The following is a 4,786-nucleotide window of genomic DNA, read 5'->3' on the forward strand; positions in this document are numbered from 1 at the left end:
CGGGTTCGACTCGCTGACCGCCGTCGAGCTGCGGAACCGCCTCAACGGCGTCACGGGCCTGCGGCTGCCCGCCACCCTCGTCTTCGACTACCCGACTCCGGCGGCCCTGGTGGCGCTGCTGCGGGCGGAGGCCGTGCCCGACCCGGCGGCGGCCGTCCTGCCGCTGCTGGCCGAGCTGGACCGGCTGGAGGCCGCGCTGGTCGGGACACCGGCTGACGACGAGGGCCACCTGAGGGTCGCCCACCGGCTCCAGTCACTGCTCACCCGGTGGAACGACCAGCAGGCTGCCCCGGCCGAGAACGCCGCCGTCACCGAGGAGCTCGCGGAGGCCACCGATGACGACCTCTTCGACTTCATCGGCAAGGAATTCGGCATCTCCTGACCCCGCCACCGCCCGACCCACCGCACCATCCTGAAAGGTGACCCGACATGCCGGCAGACCAGGCGGCCGAGGACAAGCTCCGGTACTTCCTCAAGCGCGTCACGGCGGACCTCCACGAGACACGCCGACGGCTGAAGGAGATGGAGGACGGCGAGCACGAGCCGATCGCCATCGTCGGCATGGCCTGCCGCTTCCCGGGCGGGATCGAGTCGCCGGAGGACCTGTGGCGCCTGGTCGCCGACGGGCGGGACGCCGTGTCCCCCTTCCCGGAGGACCGCGGCTGGGACGTGGAGAACCTGTACCACCCCGACCCCGATCACCCGGGCACCTCCTATGCCCGGGAAGGCGGATTCCTGCACCGGGCGGGGGAGTTCGACCCGGCGTTCTTCGGCATCAGCCCGCGTGAGGCGATGTCGATGGACCCGCAGCAGCGGCTGCTGCTGGAGACCTCCTGGGAGGCGTTCGAGCGGGCCGGCATCGATCCGGTGAGCCTGCGCGGCAGCCGGACCGGTGTGTTCGTCGGCGTGATGTACAACGACTACGGCATGCTGCTCCAGCAGTCGGTGGAGGGAGCCGAGGGCCAGATCGGGACGGGCACCTCGGGCAGCATCGCGTCCGGCCGGGTCTCGTACACGCTGGGGCTGGAGGGACCCGCCGTCACGATCGACACGGCTTGCTCCTCGTCCTTGGTGGCGCTGCACCTGGCCTGTCAGTCGTTGCGCACCGGCGAGTCGACGCTGGCGCTGGCCGGCGGTGTGACCGTGATGCTGACGCCGGGCACGTTCGTGGAGTTCAGCCGCCAGCGCGGCCTGGCCGCCGACGGCCGTTGCAAGGCGTTCTCGGACGACGCGGACGGCACCGGCTGGGGCGAGGGCGTCGGCATGATCCTGGTCGAGCGGCTGTCGGACGCGCTCGCCAACGGCCACCGGGTGCTCGGCGTGGTCCGCGGGTCGGCGGTCAACCAGGACGGCGCCTCGAACGGCCTGACCGCGCCGAACGGCCCGTCGCAGCAGCGGGTGATCAGGCAGGCGCTCGGCAACGCCGGGCTCACCGGCGACCAGGTCGATGCGGTCGAGGCGCACGGCACGGGCACCTCGCTCGGCGACCCGATCGAGGCACAGGCCCTGCTCGCCACCTACGGCCAGGGCCGCCCGGGCGGACGCCCGCTGAAGCTGGGCTCGGTGAAGTCGAACCTGGGCCACACCCAGGCGGCGGCCGGTGCGGCCGGTGTGATCAAGATGGTCATGGCGATGCAGCAGGGAGTGCTGCCGAAGAGCCTGCACGTGGGCGAGCCGTCCTCGCACGTCGACTGGACCGCAGGGGCCGTCGAACTCCTCAGCGAGGCGCAGGAGTGGCCTGAGACCGGCGAACCGCGCCGGTCGGCGGTCTCCTCGTTCGGCTTCAGCGGCACCAATGCCCACATCATCCTGGAGCAGGCGCCGGCGATGGAGGCGCTTCCCGATGCGGTGGATGGGCCCGCGGTGGACGTGCCCGCGGTGGACGTGCCCGCTGTGTCTGGGCCGGTGCCGGTGGTGCTGTCGGGCCGTACCGAGCAGGCTCTGCGGGAGCAGGCCGGTCGGTTGGCGCGGCGGCTGGCGGCCGATCCGGGTCTGGCGCTGACCGATGTGGCGTTCACGCTGGCGACGGCCCGTTCGGCGTTCGAGCAGCGGGCGGCGCTGGTCGGTGATGACCGGGCGCAGTTGCTGGCCGGTCTGGAGGCGCTGGCCGAGGGCGGCTCGGCAGGGGTTCGTGGGGTTGCGGGGACGGGCGGGCGTGCGGCATTCCTGTTCGCGGGGCAGGGCAGTCAGCGGGTCGGGATGGGCTTCGAGTTGTATGCCTCCTACCCGGTGTTCGCGGCGGCGTTCGACGCGGTGTGCGCTGAACTGGACCCGCTGTTGGACCGTCCGCTGCGCGAGGCGGTCGCGGATGCGGAGCTGATCAACGAGACCGGGTTCACGCAGCCGGCGCTGTTCGCACTGGAGGTGGCGCTGTTCCGGCTGGTGGAGTCGTGGGGTGTGCGGCCTGACTTCCTGGCGGGGCACTCGATCGGTGAGTTGGCCGCGGCGCATGTGGCGGGTGTGTTCTCGCTGGCGGACGCGTGCCTGCTGGTGGCGGCGCGCGGCCGGCTGATGCAGGCGTTGCCGCGTGGCGGCGCGATGGTGGCCGTCCAGGCGACGGAGGCCGACGTGCTGCCGCTGCTCACCGACGGTGTGGGCATCGCTGCCGTCAACGGGCCGGCGTCCGTGGTGATCTCTGGCACCGAACAGGCCGTTCTGGATGTCGCGGAGAAGCTGGCGGCCGACGGCTGCCGGACGAGGCGGCTCACCGTCAGTCATGCGTTCCATTCGCCGCTGATGGACGGCATGCTGGCGGAGTTCCGTGCGGTGGCTGGCGAGGTGGTTTTCGCGGAGCCGCGGGTCCCGATCGTGTCGACGCTGACCGGTTCGCTCGTGTCGGCCGAGTTGACCGACCCCGAGTACTGGGTGCGGCACGTTCGCGAGGCCGTCCGCTTCGCTGACGCGGTGCACGTGCTGGAGGGTGAAGGCGTCCGGGCGTTCCTGGAGCTGGGCCCGGACGGCACGCTCAGCGCGATGGCGCAGCACTGCCTCGCGGAGGACACCGACGCCGTTCTCACCCCCGCCCTGCGCCGCGACCGCCCCGAGCCGGAGAGTTTCACCACCGCGCTCGGCCAACTCCACGTGCTCGGTGCGAAGTTGGACTGGCAGGCGGTGTTCGCGGGCACGGGTGCCCGCCGGGTGGACCTGCCCACCTACGCCTTCCAGCACGAGTACTTCTGGCCGCGGCCGCTGCGCGGGTTCGTGGGGGACGTGGTGTCCGCCGGCCTCGGGGCGGCCGACCACCCGCTTCTCGGTGCCTCGTTGGCGCTCGCCGACGCGGACGGCCATGTGTTCACCGGGCGGCTGTCGTTGGACGCCCACCCGTGGCTGGCGGACCACGCCGTGGCCGGCAGCGTGCTGCTGCCCGGCACGGCGTTCGTCGAGCTGGCGGTCCGGGCCGGTGACCAGGTCGGGTGCGGTCTGCTGGAGGAACTGACCCTGGAGGCGCCGCTGGTGCTTCCGCCGCGCGGTGCCGTGCAGGTGCAGCTCTCCGTCGGCGTCCCGGACGACTCCGGCCGCCGGTCGGTGGCGGTCTTCTCCCGGCCGGAGGATGCACCGCTGGACGAGCCGTGGTCGCGCCACGCTGCCGGTGTGCTTGCGACCGGCGGGAGTACGTCTGCCGCATTCGACCTGGCCGAGTGGCCGCCGGCCGGTGCCGAGCCGCTCGCGGTGGACGGGGTATACGAGGCCTTCGCCACGGCCGGGTTCGCGTACGGGCCGGTGTTCCAGGGCCTGCGGGCGGCGTGGCGGCGGGACGGCGAGATCTTCGCCGAGGTGGCGCTGCCGGAGGACGTTCGGGCCGAGGCGACATCGTTCGGTCTGCATCCTGCACTGCTCGACGCTGCGCTGCACGCGGTCGGCGCGGGCCGGGTGCTGGAGGACACCGGCCAGGGGCGGCTGCCGTTCTCCTGGTCGGGCGTGTCCCTGTTCGCCGCCGGCGCGACCGAGCTGCGCGTACGGATCGGCGCGGTCGGCGCCGATGGCGTGTCGCTGGCCGTGGCGGACGGCACGGGCCGGCCGGTGGCCGAGGTCGGCACCCTGATCCTGCGGCCCTTCGCCCCTGAGCAGTTGGCGGGGGGCCGGCAGGATTCGCTGTTCCGCCCCGAGTGGCTGCCGGTGGTCCTGCCGTCCTCCGCGTCGACCGCGTCGATCGGGGTGCTGGGTGAGGACGGGCTGGGCCTGCCCGCTGCGGTCCGCTTCGCCGGTCTGGCTGCGGTGGCTACGGCCGAAGCCGTCCCCGACATCCTGGTGCTCCCGGTCCCCACTGTGCTCGGCCCCGATCCGGTGGCCGCCGCGCATGCGGCTGTCCGGAACACCCTGGCGCTGCTGCAGGAGTGGCTGGCAGCGGACGTGTGGGCGAACTCCCGCCTGGTGGTGGTCACCTGGGGCGCGAGTTCCGGCAAGGACCTGGCGGGCGCCGCGATGCACGGCCTGCTGCGCTCGGCGCAGTCGGAGAACCCGGGCCGGATCACCCTGATCGACCTGGACGAGGACCCGGCCTCGCTGCAGGCCCTGCCGAATGCACTCGACGCCGAGGAGCCCGACCTCGCCCTGCGCGCCGGCGAGGCCCTCGCCCGGCGGCTGATGCGGGTCGCCGGGACGGACTCCCCGGCCGTGGGTCTGCGGGCGTTGGACCCTGCGGGGACGGTGTTGCTGACGGGTGCGACGGGTTCGCTCGGTCGGCAGGTGGCCCGTCATCTGGTGGTGGAGTACGGGGCTCGTCGTCTGTTGTTGGTGTCGCGTCGTGGCGAAGAGGCTCCGGGTGCGGTGGAGTTGGCGGCGGAGC

At 73.0% G+C, this 4,786-nt stretch carries 1 protein-coding gene and 1 pseudogene; both read left to right on the forward strand.

All coding sequences use genetic code 11. The features are described from left to right. A partial coding sequence (locus ACIBEC_RS47570) for a phosphopantetheine-binding protein (protein WP_360510224.1) occupies positions 1–382 on the forward strand: 382 nt, incomplete at its 5' end. Between the two features lie 101 nt (positions 383–483). After that, positions 484–4,786: pseudogene (locus tag ACIBEC_RS47575) on the forward strand (type I polyketide synthase); the annotation flags it as partial.

The sequence above is a fragment of the Kitasatospora sp. NPDC051164 genome (assembly GCF_044455625.1).
Lineage (GTDB): Bacteria > Actinomycetota > Actinomycetes > Streptomycetales > Streptomycetaceae > Kitasatospora.